Here is a 19,933-nt window from a genome sequence, read left to right as displayed (position 1 = left end):
TCATCCTCGCAATCTTGCCTTGCATGTCTTCTCCAATGCCCCCACCGCGTCAGCCACGCGGGCGTCGGCATCGTCGTCGGTAAGGGTGCGTGAAGCGTCCTGTAAAATCAAGCCCATAGCGAGACTCTTTCGCCCTTCATCGATCCCTTTTCCGGCATATCGATCGAACAGGCGAATCTCCTTGAGGACATCGCCGAGCGCCCCGCGGACGGCGGCTTCCACGGCGGCCCAGGACACCTCTTCCGGCAGCTCCACGGCAATGTCGCGACGAACTGCCGGGAAACGCGCCACGGCCCCCGCGCTCGGCAGGCGGCGGGCGAGCAACGGTTCGAGCGCCAGCTCCATGACGTGGACGTCGGGGCCGAGGTCCAGCGCCTTGGCAAGCGCCGGATGCAGAGCGCCGAGATAGCCGGCCGCCTGACCGTCGCGCAGCACGCGGGCGCCGCGACCGGGATGTAGCCAGGACGGCAGGTCAGTGGCGTCCACCGACCAGCGCGACGGTTCACCGGTATGAGCGATCAGCGCGTCGAGGTCACCCTTCAGATCGAAGAAGTCCACGGGGCGGGACGGCTCGCCCCACTGCTCCGCGCGCGCGCCGCCGGAAGCGACCACGGCCACGCGGCCGATCTCGTCGGGGGCCGCGCCCGTGGCGTGGAAGCTGCGCGCCACTTCGAACAGGCGCACGCGGTCCTGCTGACGCGCGCGATTGTGGCGCAGCGCCTCGACCAAGCCCGGCAACAGAGACGTGCGCATGACGGCGAGGTCGGCGGACAGCGGGTTGGCCAGGGCGACCGCATCGCGATCCACGCCCCAGGTGCGCAGCAGGTCGGCGTTGACGAAGGACAGCGTCACCGCCTCGAAGTAGCCGCGCGCGGCCAACTGGTCGCGCAGCGCCATCTCGGTGAGACGTGCCTCCGGTTCCGCACGCAGTGCGATCTCACCCGCGGGGACGTGGGTGGGAATGCGCTCGTAGCCGTGGATGCGCGCGACCTCTTCGATGAGGTCTTCCTCGCGCTCGATGTCGAAGCGGCTGGTGGGCGGCGTGATGCGCCAGCCATCGGCCACCTCGACGACACCCATGCCCAGGGCGACGAAGATGCGTGCAACTTCGCTGGCGGCGACGTCGATGCCCAGCACGCGGCGCAGACGCGCATGGCGAAGCATCACAGGCGCGTGCTCACGGAGGTCTTCGGGGCGTTCGGCCACGGTGACCGGTCCCGCCTTGCCGCCAGCGATTTCGAGCAGCAACTGCGTCGCCCGTTCGATGGCACGTTTCGGCAAGGCGGGGTCCACACCGCGTTCGAAGCGGTGCGAGGCATCGGTATGCAGGCCGAGCTTGCGCGCACGCCCCATGATGGCGGACGGCGCGAAATGCGCGGCTTCGAGGAATATGTTCTGCGTGGCGTCGGTCACCCGCGAATCGAAGCCACCCATGATGCCGGCGGCGGCCAGGGGATGGGCTTCGTCGGCGATCACGACGAACGTGGTATCCAGCTTCGCTTCGTTACCGTCGAGCAGCTTCAGGCGCTCACCGTCGGCGGCATGGCGGACGACCACCGCGCCGTTGAGCGTGTCGTTGTCGAAGGCATGCAGCGGGTGGCCAAGTTCGAGCATCACGTACTGCGTGATGTCGACGATGGCGCTGATCGGGCGGATGCCGGCACGACGAAGGCGCTCGGCCAGCCACAGCGGCGAACGCGCCTTGGCGTCCACGCCCTCGATGACGCGACCGAGATAACGCGGCGCGTCGGCGCCGGCTTCGAGCCTGACCTCACGCGCGGTATCGATCGTGACGGCGGCATCGGTCGCGCCGATGGCTTCCACGCGGCTGCCGAACAGCGCGGCCACGTCGTGCGCCAGCCCTTGCAGGCCGAGCACGTCCGGACGATTGGGCGTGATCTTCAGCTCGATGCTGGCGTCCGGCAGACCGAGGTACGCCGCGAGCGGCTTGCCGATCGGCGCGTCGCTGGGCAGCTCGAGCAGGCCGGACGCATCGGCATCGATGCCGAGCTCCTTCGCCGAACACAGCATGCCGAACGACTCGACGCCGCGCAGCTTCGCTGCCTTGATCTGGATGCCACCGGGAAGCGTGGCGCCGACCATGGCGAGCGGCACGCGAATGCCGACGCGGGCGTTGGGTGCGCCACATACGATCTGCAGCGGAGCGCCCTGCCCCGCATCCACCGTGCACACCTGCAGGCGATCGGCTTCGGGATGCTTCGTGGCGGCGACGATCTCGGCGACCACGACGCCGTCGAGGCCATCACCCAGCGGGGTGACCTCTTCGACTTCCAGGCCCGACATCGTCAGCGCGTGGACCAGAGCGGCGCGATCCGCATCGATGGTGACCAGTTCGCGCAGCCAGTTTTCGGAGAATTTCATGAGAGCCACTCGTTGAACGTGGAATCGATGGCCGGCTTCGTGCCGGCCATACGGCGAGACGGATCAGGCGAACTGACGCAGGAAGCGCAGGTCGTTCTCGAAGAAGGCGCGCAGGTCGCCGACGCCGTAGCGGAGCATCGCGAAACGCTCCACACCGAGGCCGAAGGCGAAGCCCGTGTAGCGCTCCGGATCGATGCCGCAGTTCTTCAGCACGGTCGGGTGGACCATGCCGCAGCCGAGCACTTCGAGCCAGCGCGTGCTGCCATCTTCGGCATCCCAGCGGATGTCCACTTCCGCGGAGGGCTCGGTGAACGGGAAATAGCTCGGGCGGAAGCGCATCTCGAAATCGCGCTCGAAGAACGCACGCACGAACTCGGCCAGCGTGCCCTTGAGATCGGCGAAGCTGGACGTCTCGTCCACGAGCAGCCCTTCGATCTGGTGGAACATGGGCGAGTGGGTCTGGTCGGAGTCGCTGCGATAGACCTTGCCGGGCGCAATGATGCGGATCGGCGGCTGGCGCCCCTGCATCGAACGGATCTGCACCGGCGAGGTATGCGTGCGCAGCAGGCGACCGTCACCGAAATAGAAGGTGTCGTGCATCGCGCGCGCGGGGTGATGCGGCGGGAAGTTGAGCGCTTCGAAGTTGTGCCAGTCGTCCTCGATCTCGGGACCGTCGGCACGCTGATACCCGAGGCGACCGAAGATGTCGGCGATGCGCTCCAACGCGCGGGTAATGGGATGGATGCCGCCGTATTCGCCGTCGCGTCCCGGCAGGGTCACGTCGATGCGTTCGGAAGCGAGGCGGCGGTCCAGTTCGGCCTGCTCCAGCGCCTGCTTGCGCTGGGCGATGGCGTCGGTCAGCCGCTCCTTGACGCGATTGACCTCGGCACCCCGTGCCTTGCGCTCGTCGCCGGAGAGCTGCCCCAGGGCCTTCAGTGCCGCCGTGACCGCACCGTTCTTGCCCAACAGCGCGACGCGCACGGCGTCCAGCGCTTCCAGCGTGGAGGCGGCTTCGATGTCCCGCAGCGATGCGTCGATATGCTCGATCGATTCCATCGGAATTCCTGGTTTTTCCTGGGCCGGAAAAAAGAATGGGGAGAAGGCAAGGCCTTCTCCCCACGTCATCCATCATCGCGCGGCATTGCTACCGCGCGTGGTAAAGCGGATTACGCAGCCAGACTGGCCTTGGCCTTCTCTGCGATCGCGCCAAACGCCTTGATGTCATGCACGGCCAGGTCGGCGAGGACCTTGCGGTCGACCGAGATGTTGGCCTTGGCCAGACCATTGATCAGGCGGCTGTACGACAGACCGAACTGACGAGCGGCGGCGTTGATACGGACGATCCACAGCGCGCGGAACTGGCGCTTGCGCTGCTTGCGACCGATGTAGGCGTACTGACCGGCCTTGATGACGGCCTGGTTGGCTACGCGGAATACCTTGCGGCGGGCGTTGTAGTAGCCCTTGGCACGGCCGATGATCTTCTTGTGACGACGACGGGCGGTAACGCCACGCTTAACACGAGCCATGGTTCAAGCCTCCCTTAGAGATACGGCAACATGCGAGCTACACCCTTGGTGTCGCACGCTTTGACGTGGTTGGGAGCGCGCAGGCCGCGCTTACGCTTGGTCGACTTCTTGGTCAGGATGTGCGACTTGAAGGCGTGACCGGCCTTGAACTTGCCCGACGCGGTCTTGCGAAAACGCTTCGCGGCCGCCCGGTTGGTCTTGATCTTGGGCATCGGAATGCTCCGTATTCGGTTGCTGACTGATCCGGCGGCAAGGCGTTGAAGCGCCTGCACTTTCCTTCCTGCCGGGTACGGTGAATCGGCCCATCCATACGGACCGAGCCGGCGATGATACACGAATCTTAAGGCTATGTGTAGGAGCCGCTATAGCGGCGAGGACAACCTGCCCCGCCGCTTCATGGCTCCGTGGGCTTCTCGCCGCTATAGCGGCTCCCACAGTTTCAGAGATCAGACCTTCTTCTTCGGTCCGATCATCATGACCATCTGGCGACCTTCGAGGCGCGGGAACTGCTCGACCACGCCTTCCTCGCCGATGTCGGTCTGGATCTTGCGGGCCAGGTTCTGGCCGAGGTCCTGGTGGGACATCTCGCGGCCGCGGAAGCGGATCGTGACCTTGACCTTGTCGCCTTCTTCAAGAAACTCGCGCATCTTGCGCAGCTTGATGTCGTAGTCGCCCACGTCGGTGACGGGGCGGAACTTCACTTCCTTGATTTCGACCTGCTTCTGCTTCTTCTTGGCGGCCTGAGCCTTCTTCTGGGCTTCGAACTTGAACTTGCCGTAGTCCATGATCTTGCAGACCGGCGGATCGCCGTTCGGCTGGATCTCGACGAGGTCCATGCCAAGCTCTTCGGCGGCACGAATCGCATCACGGGTGTCCATGATGCCCATCTGCTCGCCTTCGGCGCCCAGCACGCGGACCTTCGGCACGCGAATGTCGTTGTTCTTGCGATTGCCCTTGTTATCGGTCGTAGCGATACCGCTATCCTCCAGAAGAATGATCTCAATACCGGACCCGCGGCCTAGCGGCGGGTCTCGGCTTCCAAACGTGCGACGAATTGTGCCACCGGCATGCTGCCGAGGTCTTCGCCCCCGCGGGTACGTACGGAAATGGTACCCGTTTCCTTTTCGCGGTCTCCGACCACGATGAGATAGGGAACCTTCTGCAACGTATGCTCGCGGATTTTATATCCGACTTTTTCGTTGCGCAAATCGGCATCCACCCTGAAGCCTTGTCCGACAAGGGTTTGCACCACTTCACGCACATAATCGGCCTGAGCGTCGGTGATGCTGAACGCCACCGCCTGAATGGGGGCAAGCCACGTCGGAAGCAAGCCCGCATGGTGCTCGATCAGGATGCCGATGAAGCGCTCCATCGACCCGACGATGGCCCGATGCAGCATGACCGGGTGCTGGCGCTGGCTGTGCTCGTCGACGTACTCGGCCCCCAGGCGCTCGGGCATCATGAAATCGACCTGCATCGTGCCTACCTGCCAGGCGCGGCCGATGGAGTCCTTCATGTGGTACTCGATCTTCGGGCCGTAGAAGGCACCCTCACCCGGCAGTTCCTCCCAGGCAACACCGGCAGCCGACAGCGCCGCGCGCAGCGCGTGCTCGGCCTTGTCCCAAACCTCGTCCGAGCCGATCCGCTTGTCCGGACGCAGCGCGATCTTCATCGCGATGTCGTTGAAGCCGAAATCGTCGTAGACCTTCATGGCCTGCGCGTGGAAGGCCGCGACCTCGCCCTCGATCTGCGCGGGCGTGCAGAAGATGTGCCCGTCGTCCTGGGTGAAGGCGCGCACGCGCATGATGCCGTGCAGCGCGCCCGAGGGCTCGTTGCGATGGCAGCCACCGAATTCGCCGTAGCGGATCGGCAGGTCGCGATAGCTGTGCAGATTGGTGTTGAAGATCTGCACGTGGCCCGGGCAGTTCATCGGCTTAAGCGCATAGGTACGCTTTTCCGACTCGGTAAAGAACATGTTTTCCTGGTAGTTGTCCCAATGGCCGGACTTCTTCCACAGGCTCACGTCCATGATCTGCGGGCCGCGCACTTCCTGGTAGCCGCTGCGGCGATAGACGCCACGAACGTACTGCTCGACCGCCTGCCAGATGGCCCAGCCCTTCGGGTGCCAGAACACCATGCCCGGCGCTTCTTCCTGCTGGTGGAACAGATCGAGCTGCTTGCCGATGCGGCGGTGGTCGCGCTTCTCGGCCTCCTCGAGTTGCAGCAGGTAGGCCTTGAGATCCTTGTCGTTCAGCCAGGCGGTGCCGTAGATGCGGGTCAGCATCGCGTTGTTGGAATCGCCGCGCCAATAGGCACCGGCCACCTTCATGAGCTTGAACGCGCGCAGCTTGCCGGTGTTGGACACGTGCGGGCCGCGGCACAGATCGGTGAACTCGCCCTGGGTATAAAGCGAGAGCTCTTCGTTGGACGGAATGCCCTCGATGATCTGCGCCTTGTATTCCTCGCCCATGTCGCGGAAGAAGCGGATGGCCTCGTCGCGGCTCTTCACCGAGCGCGTGACGGGAATCTGCTCCTTCACGATCTTCTCCATTTCCGCCTGGATGGCTTCCAGGTCGTCGGGCGTGAAGGGGCGTTCGTACGCGAAGTCGTAATAGAAGCCGTTGTCGATCACCGGGCCGATCGTGACCTGCGCGCCGGGGAACAGGCGCTGCACGGCCTGGCCGAGAAGATGAGCCGTGGAGTGGCGCAGGATATCCAGCGCCTCCGGGCTCTTCTCGGTGACGATCTCGAGCGCGGCGTCATGGTCGATGAGGAAGCTGGCATCGACGAGCTTGCCGTCGACCTTGCCGGCGAGCGTAGCCTTGGCGAGACCGGCGCCGATCGAGGCGGCGACGTCCTGTACGGTGACGGGATGCTCGAACGGGCGCTGGCTGCCGTCGGGTAGCGTGATCTGGATCATGGATGCGTGGTTCCGGACAAACAAAAAGGGCGCCAGGCGCCCTTCGAAAGATGACGAAGACGTGGCGTGGGATCAGGTTGGGAAGCGCGTAGTCCGCATGTCGCACACTCGGCCGGCGTTGCCGCGGGCCACCTTCGTCTCGTGGATATCGGGCAAAAGCTAGATCACGGCCGCTGCCGTGTCAATCGGCGCCTCCGTTACACTGTGAGACCGCTCACATCGCAGGTCATCTCATGCGCATCCTGGTCACCGGCAGCGCCGGCTTCATCGGCTCGGCCCTTACCGAGCGCCTGCTCGCCCGCGGGGACACCGTACTGGGCTTCGACAACCACAACGATTACTACGATCCGGCACTGAAAGAAGCCCGCCTCGCGCGCTTCTCGGCCCATCCTAGTTACACCCACCTGCGCGCCGACCTGGCGGAGCAGGCGGCGGTCGACCGCGCCTTCGCCGACTTCCAGCCCGAGCGCGTGGTCAATCTCGCGGCGCAGGCGGGGGTGCGTTACTCGCTGACCCACCCGCATGCCTACGTGCAGAGCAATCTCGTCGGGTTCGTCAACGTGCTGGAGGCATGCCGCCGGCATGCGGTGGGCCACCTGGTCTACGCGTCATCCAGCTCCGTGTACGGCGCCAATCGCAAGATGCCCTTCGCCGTGGAGGACGCCGTGGATCACCCGGTAAGCCTCTACGCTGCCACGAAGAAATCGAACGAGCTGATGGCACATACGTATAGCCACCTGTTCGGTCTGCCGACGACGGGCCTGCGCTTCTTCACCGTGTACGGACCATGGGGTCGCCCGGACATGTCGCCGATCCTCTTTGCGAGCCGGATCATGCGCGGCGAACCGATCGACGTGTTCAACCATGGCCAGCACAGCCGCGACTTCACCTACATCGACGACATCGTCGAGGGTGTGATTCGTACGCTCGACCATCCTGCTGCGCCAGATCCTTCCTACGATCCGGTCAATCCGAACGCAGGATCGTCGGCCGCGCCGTATCGCGTCTACAACATCGGCAACGACGAGCCGGTGCAGTTACTCGATTTCATCGCCACGCTCGAAAAACACCTCGGACGCACAGTAGAGAAGCGCCTGCTGCCCATGCAGCCGGGCGATGTGCCGGATACATGGGCAGATGTGTCGGCGTTGCGTCGCGATGTCGGTTATGCGCCCTCGACGTCGATCGACGAGGGGCTGGCGAAATTTGCCGAGTGGTACAAGCGCTTCTACGCGGCGGACTAGACGCGTTAGTCAGAGCAAACGACGCAGCAGCCCCGAGGCTCGCTGCGTTTTCCGCTGCACGGCGTAGCCGAGGATGTCCGGCGCGGCCAACAGCGTGAACCAGCGACGCGCACGGGTCACGCCGGTATAGACGAGTTCGCGGGTCAGCACCGGCGACGGTTCGGGCGGCAAGGCCAGCGCCGTATGTTCGAACTCGGAACCCTGCGACTTGTGCACCGTCATCGCGTACACCGTCTCCACCGCCACCAGCCGGCTCGGCACCACGAAACGAATGCGCTCGCCGCCGTGTTCGTCCATCACCGAAAACGCCACGCGCAAGGCCATGCCGCCGCGGCCATCGGGTACCCATAGCGTCACGCCCACGTCGCCGTTCATGAGGCCCAGCGCGTAGTCGTTGCGGGTCAACATGACAGGGCGCCCTTCGTACCAACCGCCCGTCGCTTCGATCAGGCCACGATCCAGCAATCCCTGTGCGATGCGCGCGTTCTGCGCGAGCACGCCATGCTCGCCGAGGCGCGTGGCGCAAAGCAGCTGGAACCCGGCATAGGCACGCAAGGCGCCACGGCCCCACTGCATCAGTTCGTCTTCGCTCGCGCCGACCGAGGGGCGTGTGTTCTCGATGGCGTCGAGGTAATGCCGATAGCCAGGCGCGCCGTCACGCCCCTCGATGGCCAAGGTGGCGATCGCAGCAGGCGACGGCGCGCCGAGCGTCACGTCGGCGAATGACGCAAACACGGCGCGCGCTGCGTGCGCATCGCCCTGATTGATCGCCGTCGCCAGCGCGCCGATGCCGCTGTCGCTGCCGAAGCGGCGACTGTGCCGCAGCATGGCCACATGCTGATCCAACGCACGTGCGCTGTCGCCATCCGTCCAGGCCGACACGTCTTCCTCGCAGGCTGCCGCAATCCAGTCACGCGTCGCGAGTGAGTAGTGGCCGACGTCCGCACGAGCGCAAAGGTCACCGAGCACCGCACCGGCTTCCACCGATGAAAGCTGATCCTTGTCGCCGAGCAGCACAAGCCGTGCCGTTGGCGGCAAGGCATCGAGCGTCGCAGCCATCATCTCGAGGTCGATCATCGATGCCTCGTCGATGACGAGTACGTCGAGGTGCAACGGGTTCTCTGCATCGTGACGGAACGCTCGCGTATCCGGGCGACTGCCGAGCAGGCGATGCAACGTGGTCACCTCAGCGGGAATCGCCTGCTTCACCGCAGGATCGACCTGCAACTGCGCTACCTGCCCGGCGATGGACGCATTGAGCCGTGCCGCCGCCTTACCGGTTGGCGCGGCTAGGCGAATGCGCAGGCGACTCCCGCCTTCGCGTAACGCCAAGGTCTGCAGCAAGCCGAGCAGGCGCACGACGGTGGTCGTCTTACCAGTGCCCGGCCCCCCCGTGATGACGGCGAAGCGGGACCGCGCTGCCAGCGCGCAGGCGATCTTCTGCCAGTCCGGTCGCACATCGTCGGATGGAAACAGCCGCTCAAGTTCCGCGGGCAGATCCGGATGCACCGGCTGCACGCCGAGCCGGCCGACGATTGCTTGCGCAACGCGGGATTCGTCGCGCCAGAAACGGCGCATATAGAGCAGATCGTGGTCGAGCACCAAGGGTGCCGACGGATCGCCATCGGCTGAGGCCACCAACGGCGTCGAGGAAAGAAAAAGCGACGGATCGCCAAGCGCCGGCTCGCGCTCGCGCAAGGTCGTCAGCGGCATGCAGATATGCCCCTCGCCCAGTTCGCGACTCAGGAGTGCGGCAGCCACCTGAACACGCGGATCGACCGCCGGGTCCAGCGTGCGCAGGAAACGGGCAAAGGCCCGATCGACGCGCTCGATCCGGCCCTCGGCAAGCGCTTGATCGAGCCATGCAACGCCATCGGCGATCATGCGGAGGCTCCTTCGAACAACCGATCCATCGCCTCGATCATCGCCCGAGGCGGCCGTTCCACGTGCACCCCGTGCCCGTGCCCATCCACGCCACGCAGATAGAGATAGACCGCACCACCGATGTGCGTGTCGTAGTCGTAGGCGTCACCGAGTCGGGCGCGCAGTTGGCGATGCAATGCAAGCAGGTACAACGCGTATTGCAGTTCGTAGCGCGCTTCCAGAATGGAGCGGCGCATCGCAGCGGTCGTGTACGCCTGAGCATCCACGCCAAGCCAGTTCGACTTGTAGTCGATGACGTACCAGCGTCCTTCGTGCTCGACGATCAGATCGATGAAGCCCTTGAGCATACCGTTGATGATGTCCGCGGCCAGCGTCGGGCGCGCCTCGCCATCCAAGGTGTGCTCGCGCACGATGCGATCCAGGGCGAGCGTATCGACGCCACGCGAGGCGAACAGGAACTCCAGCTCGGCACGATAGCGCGAGGGATCGTCGAGCGAGGCAAGCGCGAGCTGGCCACCGTCCGGCAGCGCCAGCGGCGTCCGCAAAAGCATCGACAGCCAATCCGTCAAGAGATCGATGAATGCACTCCAGCCCCGCCGTTCGCAACGGCGCGCCACCGTGTCACGCAGCCGTGCGGAATCACTGGCTACGATGGCGAAGCCTTCCTCCGCAATCCATTCGAGAAGATCGTGCAGGAAGGTACCCGCCTCTGCGCCCCGCTCGAAGGCGTGAATACCTGCCACAGCCGGGGCCGCGACGACGGGCTCGGTGGCGTATTCCACGATGACGTCGTCCGTCGCGGTTTCCGGTGCAGACACCTCGTCCGCATAGCGCAGGCCGCTGTAGCTGGCGATGCGCCAGGGGTCCGCGCGCCTCGCCATGGCCTCTCGTGCGGGTCGCGCTGCCTCGGGACGATCCGGCGCGACAAAACGGCGCTCGTCAGGGGGCGGCATGTATTCCACGCGGATCGACGGCGTAGCCTGCGCCAGCTCGTGCAGCAGGCCCGCGATGCGACCGTTGCCGATCTCCTCGCCACCGCTGAGCAAATGCCCGAACGCGCTGCGATGCACCTGCGGCGTACGCGAGGTGCCGTGGCACACCGGCGCGACACCCACGTAGCAAGCGTGTCGTGCACGCGTCATCGCTACATAGAGCAGGCGCAGGTCTTCCTGCATTGCCGCCAGATCCGCCGCGTCCTTGGCCTGTTCGGAAGCGGCGCCGCCTTTCGACTTGCTCACCAGCTCCAGTTGGCTTCCCGTCCCATCGTGATATCGATAAGCGGTTTGGCCCGGATGCGGACCGCCGCTGGCACAGACAAACGGCAGGAATACGATCGGGTACTCCAGGCCCTTGGACTTGTGGATCGTGATCACTTTGACCACATCGTCATCGCTTTCCAGGCGCACGAGCTGGTCGTCGCCATGGTGGCTGGCCGTATCGGCGATGCGTTCGGCCACGTGGCGAATCAGGGCCTGCTCGCCGTCGAGCGTGGAAGCCGCGTGCTGCAACAACTCGGCCAGATGCAGCACATTGGTCAGCGCGCGCTCGCCACCAGCGCGCGGGAGCAGGCGTGCCGGCAGGTCGAAGCGATGCAGCAGCGCATGCAGCATCGCAAGCACGCCGGCATGCTGCCAGACCTGGCGCAGGGCCAGGAATTCCTCGCCGCGGCGCTCCCAATGGGCCTCGTCCACATTCAGCTGTTCGAGTTCGGTATAGCCAAGGTCGAGCGTGCGTGTAGCCAGGGCCGCGCGCATCGCCGTGTCCGACGCAGGGGCAGCGGCGGCACGCAACCACGCGAGTACGTCCTCCGCCTCCGTGCTTTCCCAGACCGAATCGCGATCGGACAAAAACACGCTGCGAACCTGACGGGCAGCCAGCGACGCTCGCACCTGTGCCGCTTCCGAGCGGCTGCGCACGAGCACGGCCACGTCCGCCGGACGGAGCGGCACGATGTGCCCGTCTGCCTCGGCAAACCCCGTGTCCCCGCGCGTGGCACCTTCCAGCAGGCGCACGATCTCGCTGGCGCACGCGTCCGCCATCTGCTCGCGGTAATGACGCACGCCGACGGGCCGTTCGTCGTCGAGCAGCCAGAGGCGCAACGCCGGCTGCGATTCCTTGGCGACGACGAAGCGCTCCGCCCTGCCCTTTGCGCTCACCGCCGCGAAGGGCAAGCCGCGATCCGGAAAATGAAAGGCGCCACGAGGATGCCGCTCGCCGTGCAGGAAGACGGCATTGACCGCCTCGATCATGGCGTGACTCGAGCGGTAGTTCGTGTCCAGGCTGTAGTGCGGCGCGAGCGCCTGCGCACGCGCCGAGAGATAGGTATGAATATCGGCACCGCGGAAGGCGTAGATCGCCTGCTTCGGATCGCCGATCAACAACAGGCCAACGTCGGGGACACCGGCATAGATGCGACTGAAAATGCGGTACTGAACGGGATCGGTGTCCTGAAACTCGTCGATCAACGCCAGCGGGAACTGCCGGCGAATGGTTTCAGCCAAGGCGTCTCCCGCGTCGCTGCGCAGAGCAGCGTCGAGACGATGCAGCAGGTCGTCGAACCCGATCTGTGCGCGCCGCCGCTTCTGCGCAGCAAACCGTTCGCGCACGCGCGCCAGCGCATCGACCAGCAAGGCGTGGCGAATGTCGACCTTGTGCTCATGCCACGCTTGCCAGGCATCCAACGCTGCAAACGCCGGATGTTCCGGACGCTGTTTGCCCTTGCCTGCGGCATCCGCCAGGCGCGTGGCGGTGAAACGCTGCAGCGCTTCCTCGATCGCCTCACCGCCGAACGCCCAACGTCGCACCGGGGCGAGATAGCCCGGCATGCGATCGGGACGATAGCGCGTGTTGTTCAACACCTTGGTCGCGGACGCCTCGGTGAGCAGGGCTTCGATACGATCGACATCGCTGCGCCACGCCTCCGCCGCTTCCGCGAGCAGCCGATCGTGCTCGGCTTGCCATGCCTCGCGCGAGGCCATCAATGCGCGCGGATCGGTCGCGGCGGCAAGCACCTCACCCGCGACACGCAGCGTGACTTCGCCGCCGTAGAACAGTGGTTTCAGCGCACGCAGCAAGTCGTCGGGCGAGCGCCATTCTTCCAGCACCATCTCGGCCTGCCGTGGCGGCAACGGATAGAACGTCTGACGCCAGTAGTCGCGAACGCAATCGGCCAGCAACTCGCTTTCGTCCGGTTCCAGCGTGAGCGCGAATGCGTGTCCGCTGCCGAAGGCATGCTGGGTGAGCATGCGCTGGCTCCAGCCGTGGATGGTGAAGATCGCCGCTTCGTCCATCCACTGCGCGGCCAGTTCGAGACGTCGGGCACATGACGCGTGCGCGTCGACGGGATAGGTCGCGATCAGCTCGGCCAGGAACGGCTCGTCGGATGCCGACGCGCGGAACGCGCGAGCCGCCTCCACGAGACGTGCACGGATGCGCTCGCGCAGCTCCTGCGTGGCGGCTTCGGTGAACGTGACCACGAGCAACTGCGGCGGAAGCAAGGGCTGCGGCATGTCGTGACCCAACACGGCGCGCACATAGAGCGCCGCGATGGTCCAGGTCTTGCCGGTGCCTGCGCTCGCCTCGATGAGGCGCACGCCATGCAATGGCATGGTCACAGGCTGCAGTGGCTGCATCGGCGTGCTCATGCGGCCTCCACCTGCAATGCCGCCAGGAACTCCGCGTAAGCTGGCAACCAGTCGACGAACCCCGCCGCCAGCAGCGCACCGAACGACGGATACGCCCGACGCAGATACGCATCCTTGTCGACCTCGCCAGGCACCAGACTGCCCGGCACTGCCGGGCCATAGGCCAGCCGCGCCGCGGTCTCTGCCCGTGCCTCGTCCTCGGCCAACCACGCCAGCGCCGCGCGCAACGCGACAGGCAGCGGACGGCACATGCCTTCTCGCCACATGCGTACCACGCGCAGGAGAGCGACGTGCGCGCTGTCGAGCGGAAGCGGCGGTATGACGACCGTGGCATCCGGACCGACGTAGCGCGTTTCCACCGCAAATCCGCCCGCCTGCGCCACGAGATGTTCGACCCAGGGCTCCACCATGCGATGGGCGAGTGGCCGGCCGTCCTTGTCCAGCACGGCCGTCGGCGACGCGCGCAGCGCTGCCAGCCTGCCGTTGTCGTCCGCGTGGAGGCCCGTCAGCCAGTCCTCGATGAACAGGCCATCGATGGCGACGCTCAGTTCTCGTTTGCCGGCATCCACGGGCCAACGCGCGCGCTCGGCGACGTAGCGCGCATGGACGGCCAGTGCCCCTTCCTCCAGCGTCTGCGCGGCCATGTCGGCGAAGCCGCCCATGGGCAGCACACCGCTGCGGCGCAGGCGCGCACTGGCGGCACCGATGGCGGCGAGAGGATCGCTTTCCGTCTCGCGCAGGGCGGCGCGCAAGAGGATGTCGGTCATGCCGTAGCGATCGAGCCCGCCCAGCGAGAATGGTTCGTTGTCATCCGCCGCGGCTTCCGCCACGTCGAAGCGGACACCGAGGCGACTGTTGAAGAACTCCCTCACCGGATGGCGCAGGAAGCGGCGAAGCGTGGCGATCGCCAGCGGCCGCTCGACGACGAGCGGCTCGAGCGGCGCGTCGCGATGTTCGTCGCGCGTATCGTGTGCACTGCGCCACTCGCCGGCATAGGTGAACAACCGCCGGTCGCCCGCCTGGAAGTACGCGCGACTGAATGGCTGCAGCGGATGTTCGACGGTCAGCGCCGGCAAGGCGTCGCCACCGCCCGCTGCGCGCCAGCCCGCAGCGAGGTAATCGCGCAATTGGCCGACCAAGACGGACGGTGCCAGCTCGGCATTGTCCCGCGCACTGCGGCCCACCCAGCCGACGTGCAATGCATCGCGCGCGGAAAGCAGCGCTTCCAGGAACAGATAGCGGTCGTCCTCTCGACGCGAGCGATCGCCAGGACGCCATGCGCCGCCGCGCGCCATCAGGTCGAAATCCATCGGCGGCCGCGCGCGCGGATAGGCGCCATCGTTCATGCCCAGCAGGCAGACGAGGCGAAACGGAATGGCGCGCATCGGCATCAACGTGCCGAAGCTCACGGCGCCAGCAAGAAAGCGTTTGGATAGCCCGTTGTCGTCGAATGGTGCGAGCCACGCCTCGCGCACGACGTCCACCGGTAGCGGCTGTTCGAACGAGGCCTCGGCGCAGGCGCGCTCCCACGCTTCCAGCGTATCGAGCAGCCGCATGTGCAACATGCGGTCCTCGGGCTCGGACGGTGCGAACAGATCGCGCAGCAATGCACGCAGGCGCTCGCCCCACACGGCCGGCGGCGCCGGTTGCGCGAGTTCGCGCCAGTGATGCCCCAGGGAATCGAGCAGATCCGCCAGCGGCCCGACGAGGCGCGCATCCAGGCCTCCGATTTCACCGTAGGGCTCGATGTCGCCCCACGCCTCGCCCTGACCCGCAGCGTAGCCGAGGAGCATGCGGCGGAGGCCGAAGGTCCAGGTGTTCTGTTCGAGGGGCGGCAGGTCCAGCGATGCGCGCTGCGATGCGTCGAGGCCCCAGCGAACCCCTGCGCCGTTGATCCAGCGCTGCAGGAGCGGCAGGTCGTCCTCGCCAAGGTCGAAGCGCTGGCGCACGGCCGGCACGTCCAGCATGTCGGCCATGTCGCCGATGCCGAAGCGCGATTCGGGCAGCGCCAGCAGCATGTCGAGCGCCATGATCATCGGCGCCGTGCCGCGCGCCGTGCGGTCCGCGATGCTGTAGGGAATGAAACGCGCGTCGTCGCGCGGTACGCGGCCGAAGACCGCGTCGATGTGCGGCCCGTAGGTCTCGATGTCAGGCACCATCACGATCACGTCGCGCGGCAGGATCGGAGCGCCGCGACGGGCGGCGTCCTCGAAACGCGCGAGCAACTGGTCGTGCAGTATCTCTACCTCGCGCTGGGGACCGTGCGCCACGTGGAAGGCGATGGAGGTGTCGTCGGCGTCCAGCGTGCGTGGCGTCGCCGGCAGCGGCTCCAGATCCAGGATCGCCGCCTGCACCTGGCCCAGTAGCGTTTCCGTGCGCGGCTCGACGAACAGGTCGATGCGCTGGTCCCACGCGGTGAAGCGTTCGCGGTAACTGTCCGGGTGATCGAATTCGTCCAGCAGCCGAATATAGTCGCGTCCCTGCTTGCCCCACGCCGCCAGCAACGGGTGGGCGTGCAGGTGCAATTCCTCGTCCGACAGTTGCACCGGCATGCCGGGCTTCGCGCTTTGCCGGCGACGTTCTGCGCGCAGCAGCTCGCGATCGTCGACGATGTCGGCCCAGTAGTGGCGGCACGGATTCATCACCACGAGCAGCACCTGCGACCAGCGCGACAGCGCCGATAGCGCTTCCAGGGTCTGCCGCGGAAGCGACGACATGCCGAACACCACGATCCGCCGAGGCAGCCCGGCCGGGCGCTCCACGGCACGGGCGACCGCGTCGAGAAAGCGCTCGTGCACGGCCGCGCGATGGCCATCGGCATCCGCGTCGCCGACGTCGGCCAGGAGGCGTCGCCAGAGTTCGGCCTGCCAGCGGTCGCCCGCATCGAGGTCCGGTGCGCCACCGCGCGCGTCGCGCATCACGTCGCGCCCCGCGGCCCAATCGTCGAGCCAGTCAGCGCGGTAGACCTGGTACTGGTCGTACAGGTCGGCCAGTCGCTCGGCCAGTTGGTGACATTTGCGAGCGTCGTCGCCAGCACCGAGAAATGCCGCGAGCGGCTCGAAACCCGCCTCGTGCGACACCGCGGGCAAGAGCCGCATCAAGCGCCACACGAGGCGTGATTTATCGAAGGGAGATTCGGGCGGCACGGCGTCGCGACCCAGCACGGCGCGATAGGCAACCCACAGGAAACGGCCCGGCAGCTCGACATTCACTGCCGCGGCGATGCCCAGGCCGCCCTCGTCCCGACCGCGCGCCAGCGCCATGCGAAACCACTGCGCAATGCCGTTGGATTGCACCAGTACCCACTCGTCTTCGAGCGGACGCAACGGCGTGCGCGCCAGCCAGCCAACCAGCACATCGCGCAGTTCTTCAAGGCGATTGCCGTGCAGGACCATCAGGCCCGGCACGATGTCGTGCGCGTCGCTCAACGAGCGCCTCCAGGACGAAATACGTCGGCTCGCATCATCGCCGATCCCCGTCTCGCCGGACGAGACCTCAGAACGGCTTGGCGACGACGAGATAGACGATGGCGAGCAGCACCAGCACCGGCAATTCGTTGAACAACCTCAGTGTGCGCGACGGCGGGAGGCTGCCGCCGGCCATGCTGCGCTTCAGCAACCGGCCGGACCAGATGAAGTAGCCGAGCATCACGAGGACCAGCGCGATCTTGGCATGCAGCCAGCCGCCGCTGATGTGGAAGTAGAGCCAGAGCACGAGGCCGAACAGAAAGGCCAGGCCGAACATGCTGTGGCCGAACTTGTAGAGCCGGCGCCCCATCAACTCGAGACGCGCCTTCACGGCAGGCTCCGCGCCAGCCTCCGCGATGTTGACGAGAATCCGCGGCAGGTAGAACACCGTGGCCATCCAGGCGATGACAAAGACGATGTGCAGGGACTTGGTCAGCAGGTAGGCCACTGGCGACGCTCCACCAAAAGACGTCAGTGTAGCCCAGGCAGGCATACGGCCCGCGTGCTGGGTGACATGTCAGGAACGGCCTCTTGCTCGGGCTCCAGGCAAGAAAAAAGGAGCCTTGCGGGCTCCTTAGTCTTTGTCTTCAGGCCACTTTTCGCTTGTGGGAAAGTGGTGGGCGGTACAAGGATCGAACTTGTGACCCCTACCATGTCAAGGTAGTGCTCTACCGCTGAGCTAACCGCCCGAAGAGCTGCGCAGTTTACCGGCCACCGCCCGCCCCTGCAAGAGGTCGGCCGGAAATCCGGCGCCCTGGCGTCAGCGCAGGGCCCGCTCGCGCAGGCGGTGGATCTCGTCGCGCAGCTTTCCGGCCTCTTCGAACTCGAGGTTCTGCGCGTGCTTGTACATGCGCGCCTCGAGTTTCTTGATGGTGGAGCCGACCTGCTCCGGGGTAAGCGAACCGTAGTCCGGCGCTTCCTCGGCTACCTTCTTCGCGTCCCTTCCCTTCTTGCCCTTGCCACCGCGCGAACCGACGTCCGCGCGTGCGCCTTCCATGATGTCTGCAATGCGGCGAACCACGGTCTTCGGCGTGATCCCGTGCGCCGTGTTGTATTCCACCTGCTTTTCGCGACGGCGGGCCGTCTCCTCCATGGCTTCCTTCATCGAGCCGGTGATCTCGTCGGCGTAGAGGATCGCCTTGCCGCGCACATTACGGGCGGCTCGACCGATCGTCTGGATCAGGCTACGGGTCGAACGGAGGAAGCCTTCCTTGTCGGCATCGAGCACCGCCACCAGCGAGACCTCGGGCATGTCCAGGCCTTCGCGCAGCAGGTTGATGCCCACCAGCACATCGAATTCGCCGAGACGCAGGTCTCGGATGATCTCGGTGCGCTCCACGGTGTCGATGTCCGCGTGCAGGTAGCGCACCTTCACATCGTGCTCGGACAGGTAATCCGTGAGGTTCTCGGCCATGCGCTTGGTCAGCGTGGTGACCAGCACACGATCGCCCATGGCGACGCGCTTGTGGATCTCGCCGAGCAGGTCGTCGACCTGCGTGCGCACGGGACGCACCTCCACTTCCGGATCGATCAACCCGGTCGGGCGCACCACCAGCTCCACGACGTTGCTGTCGGAGCGCTCCAGTTCGTACTTCGCAGGCGTGGCGGATACGTAGATCGCACGCGGTGCACGACGCTCCCATTCCTCGAAACGCAGCGGACGGTTATCCATCGCGGACGGCAAGCGGAAACCGAACTCCACGAGGGTCTCCTTGCGTGAACGATCGCCCTTGTACATGGCACCGAGCTGCGGCACGGTCACGTGCGATTCGTCCACCACCATCAACGCATCCGGCGGCAGATAGTCGAACAAGGTGGGCGGCGGCTCGCCGGGACCGCGGCGGGTCATGTGTCGCGAATAGTTTTCGATGCCCTGGCAGAAGCCCACCTCGGCCATCATTTCCAGATCGAAGCGCGTGCGCTGCTCGAGCCGCTGGGCTTCCACGAGCTTGTTGTCGCGATAGAGCTGTTCGAGGCGCTCGGACAATTCGATCTTGATCGTCTCCATCGCATTCAGCACGCTCTGTCGCGTGCTGGCGTAATGGGTCTTCGGGTACACCGTATAGCGCGGCACCTTGCGCAGCACCTCGCCCGTCAGCGGGTCGAACAGCGACAGGTTCTCCACATCGCCGTCGAACAGCTCGATGCGCAGCGCTTCGGATTCCGATTCCGCCGGGAACACGTCCACCACTTCGCCGCGCACGCGATAGGTACCGCGACGCAGTTCCATCTCGTTGCGCACGTACTGCAGCTCGGTGAGCTGGCGGATCAGTGCCCGCTGCTCGATGTGCTCGCCACGCGAAAGAATGAGGCGCAGGCTCATGTAGTCTTCGGGATCGCCGAGGCCGTAGATGGCCGAGACCGTCGCCACGATCAGCGAATCGCGGCGGGACAGCAGCGCCTTCGTCGCTGCCAGACGCATCTGCTCGATATGGTCGTTGATGCTCGAATCCTTCTCGATGAAGGTATCCGAGGCCACGACGTAGGCTTCCGGCTGGTAGTAGTCGTAATAGCTGACGAAGTATTCCACCGCGTTATGCGGGAAGAACTCCTTGAACTCGCCATACAACTGCGCCGCCAGCGTCTTGTTGGGCGCGAGCACGATGGTGGGCTTCTGCACCTTTTCGACCACGTTGGCGATCGTGAAGGTCTTGCCCGAACCGGTGACGCCGAGCAGGGTCTGGGCGGCAAGACCCGCCTCGAAACCCTCGGTGAGACGGCGGATGGCCTCCGGCTGGTCGCCAGAGGGCTTGTACGGTGAAACGAGCTGGAAGCGATCGGTCATGACGGCTATATGCAGGTTCGAAGGTCGAGTTTAAACGGCGAACGCCTACACGCCGTGATGTATCTCCCCGATGGGCGGCGT

The 19,933-nt window shown here is 65.7% G+C and carries 12 protein-coding genes and 1 tRNA gene; 1 reads left to right on the top strand and 12 read right to left on the bottom strand.

Annotated features, from left to right (window positions below; all coding sequences use genetic code 11):
* The 6 genes from pheT to thrS form a co-directional block, all read right to left on the bottom strand.
* Positions 1–2,382 carry a phenylalanine--tRNA ligase subunit beta gene (gene pheT, locus IM816_RS05005; protein ID WP_250340015.1) on the bottom strand — a complete coding sequence of 794 codons (2,382 nt, stop codon included), beginning with the start codon at positions 2,380–2,382 and terminating at the stop codon, positions 1–3.
* A gap of 63 nt (positions 2,383–2,445) precedes the next feature.
* On the bottom strand, positions 2,446–3,438 hold the full coding sequence (gene pheS, locus IM816_RS05000; RefSeq protein ID WP_250340014.1) for a phenylalanine--tRNA ligase subunit alpha: 993 nt from the start codon (positions 3,436–3,438) through the stop codon (positions 2,446–2,448).
* Between the two features lie 110 nt (positions 3,439–3,548).
* A complete protein-coding gene (gene rplT / locus IM816_RS04995; RefSeq protein WP_072322974.1) occupies positions 3,549–3,908 on the bottom strand; it encodes a 50S ribosomal protein L20 in 360 nt (119 codons plus the stop codon).
* A 14-nt stretch (positions 3,909–3,922) separates the two neighbouring features.
* Positions 3,923–4,120, bottom strand: coding sequence for a 50S ribosomal protein L35 (gene rpmI / locus IM816_RS04990; protein ID WP_036114929.1), 198 nt, complete (start codon positions 4,118–4,120; stop codon positions 3,923–3,925).
* A gap of 234 nt (positions 4,121–4,354) precedes the next feature.
* The gene (gene infC, locus IM816_RS04985; protein ID WP_177257422.1) at positions 4,355–4,897 is read right to left on the bottom strand and encodes a translation initiation factor IF-3; all 543 of its coding nucleotides are present in this window, start codon (positions 4,895–4,897) and stop codon (positions 4,355–4,357) included.
* Positions 4,898–4,926: 29 nt separating this feature from the next.
* Entirely contained in the window at positions 4,927–6,828 is a 1,902-nt protein-coding gene (thrS, locus tag IM816_RS04980; protein ID WP_250340013.1) for a threonine--tRNA ligase, read from the bottom strand.
* Positions 6,829–7,061: 233 nt separating this feature from the next.
* Here thrS and IM816_RS04975 point away from each other — a divergent pair, with 233 nt between their 5' ends.
* Positions 7,062–8,072 carry an NAD-dependent epimerase gene (locus IM816_RS04975; RefSeq protein WP_250340012.1) on the top strand — a complete coding sequence of 337 codons (1,011 nt, stop codon included), beginning with the start codon at positions 7,062–7,064 and terminating at the stop codon, positions 8,070–8,072.
* 9 nt (positions 8,073–8,081) lie between these two features.
* Here the strand turns inward: IM816_RS04975 and recD are convergent, their stop codons facing one another.
* From recD to uvrB, 6 genes are all read right to left on the bottom strand, one after another.
* A complete protein-coding gene (gene recD / locus IM816_RS04970) occupies positions 8,082–9,956 on the bottom strand; it encodes an exodeoxyribonuclease V subunit alpha (RefSeq protein WP_250340011.1) in 1,875 nt (624 codons plus the stop codon).
* Complete coding sequence (gene recB / locus IM816_RS04965; protein WP_250340010.1) at positions 9,953–13,600, bottom strand: exodeoxyribonuclease V subunit beta; 3,648 nt, start codon at positions 13,598–13,600, stop codon at positions 9,953–9,955. The genes recD and recB overlap by 4 nt, the downstream gene beginning before the upstream one ends.
* Positions 13,597–17,028 carry an exodeoxyribonuclease V subunit gamma gene (recC, locus tag IM816_RS04960; RefSeq protein WP_250340009.1) on the bottom strand — a complete coding sequence of 1,144 codons (3,432 nt, stop codon included), beginning with the start codon at positions 17,026–17,028 and terminating at the stop codon, positions 13,597–13,599. Before recC ends, recB begins: the two co-directional genes overlap by 4 nt.
* A gap of 67 nt (positions 17,029–17,095) precedes the next feature.
* Complete coding sequence (locus IM816_RS04955; RefSeq protein WP_425602612.1) at positions 17,096–17,560, bottom strand: CopD family protein; 465 nt, start codon at positions 17,558–17,560, stop codon at positions 17,096–17,098.
* A gap of 121 nt (positions 17,561–17,681) precedes the next feature.
* Positions 17,682–17,756: transfer RNA gene (locus IM816_RS04950), tRNA-Val, on the bottom strand.
* A 71-nt stretch (positions 17,757–17,827) separates the two neighbouring features.
* The gene (gene uvrB / locus IM816_RS04945; RefSeq protein ID WP_072322967.1) at positions 17,828–19,852 is read right to left on the bottom strand and encodes an excinuclease ABC subunit UvrB; all 2,025 of its coding nucleotides are present in this window, start codon (positions 19,850–19,852) and stop codon (positions 17,828–17,830) included.
* Positions 19,853–19,933 lie beyond the last annotated feature (81 nt).

Source organism: Luteibacter flocculans, from assembly GCF_023612255.1.
Lineage (GTDB): Bacteria > Pseudomonadota > Gammaproteobacteria > Xanthomonadales > Rhodanobacteraceae > Luteibacter > Luteibacter flocculans.
Note: the sequence above shows the minus strand (reverse complement) of the source record. Positions and strands in the feature narration are given on the sequence as shown.